Raw genomic sequence first — 1392 nt, 5'->3', positions numbered from 1 at the left:
TAGATAGGCTATACTAAATAGGACAACTAAATTCCGAACAATGATATAATATAAAATATAAAGAATTGGGAGGAATTAAAATGGCAAAAAGGTATACGGAAGATTTCAAAAAACAAATAGTTAGCCTATATAATAATGGTAAATCTTTGGCAGATCTAAATAGAGAATATGGAATTGCAAAATCCACTATTACTACGTGGATAGAAAGATATAATGGTTCAGGATCATTTAATATAGATGATAATAGGACAGAAGAAGAAAAAGAATTAATAGAATTAAGAAAAAAGGTAAAACAATTAGAAATGGAAAATGATATTTTAAAGCAGGCAGCGTTGATACTAGGCAAAAAATAGACCTTATATTATCTAATAGAGATAAATACAGTATTAACGCAATGTGTAAACTACTTAAGGTCCCGAGAAGCTTAGTATATTATCATATAAATAAAAGAGCTGAAAGTAACAAGATTTCAAAAGAAGAAATACAATTAGAAAATGAAATAATAGATATTTTTCGCAAAAGCAGAAATAACTATGGAACAAGAAAAATAAAAAAAGAATTGGAAAAGAAAAAGATAAAAGTTTCTAGAAGAAAAATAGGTAGAATCATGGAAAAATACTCATTAATATCAAATTATACAGTGGCTCAATATAAAGTTAAAAAAAGCAAATGTAACGAAGAAAAAATAGAAAATATAGTAAATAGAGACTTTAAAAATAGAGAAAAGCTAGAAGTAGTAGTAAGCGATTTAACCTATGTTAGGGTAGGAAATAAGTGGAACTATATCTGTACATTACTAGACTTACACAATAAGGAAGTAATAGGCTACTCTGCAGGAGATAAAAAGGATGCAGAACTAGTATATGAAGCATTCCTAAGCTGTAGCTACCCTTTAACTGAAATAAAAATATTTCATACAGATAGAGGAAATGAATTCAAGAATAAATTAATAGAAGAAGTAATAGAAACCTTTGGGATAAAAAGATCCTTAAGTGCCAAGGGAAGCCCCTATGACAACGCACCAGTAGAAAGCTTCAATAACGTGTTAAAAACTGAATGTATCAAAGGGAAAGAATTTAAGAATTTAGAAGAATTAAAGCTAGAATTAATGGATTATATTAACTGGTATAACAACCATAGAATACATGGTTCACTAGATTATTTAACACCAAAAGAATATAAAGAAAGGAAGTCTGCATAAAAAGTGAATAAATTTCCCTTGAATTTGCATCTTTTAAAAAGATTATTTTTTAATCTTGTCAAGGGCGAGCGATAGCGAGTTTATTTACCCTTGACGGGATTAAATAAATAATCTTAGACTTGCAAATAAATTCAAGAAAGTTTAAATATATTGTTCGGTAAAAAACTGTCCAAAAAAGTGTTGACATGTCA

1 protein-coding gene is annotated in these 1392 nt (G+C 28.2%); it reads left to right on the top strand.

Translation table 11 applies throughout. The features are described 5' to 3' along the window. Window positions 1–80: 80 nt before the first annotated feature. Window positions 81–1201 (top strand): IS3 family transposase gene (locus FYJ27_RS12585; RefSeq protein WP_195839139.1). Its coding sequence is split into 2 segments (ribosomal slippage): window positions 81–318 and window positions 318–1201, totalling 1122 coding nucleotides; the frame shifts between segments, so codons are not numbered across the junction. The last annotated feature ends 191 nt before the right edge of the window (window positions 1202–1392 follow it).

This window comes from Anaerosalibacter bizertensis (genome assembly GCF_009696605.1).
Lineage (GTDB): Bacteria > Bacillota > Clostridia > Tissierellales > Sporanaerobacteraceae > Anaerosalibacter > Anaerosalibacter bizertensis.
Note: the sequence above shows the minus strand (reverse complement) of the source record. Positions and strands in the feature narration are given on the sequence as shown.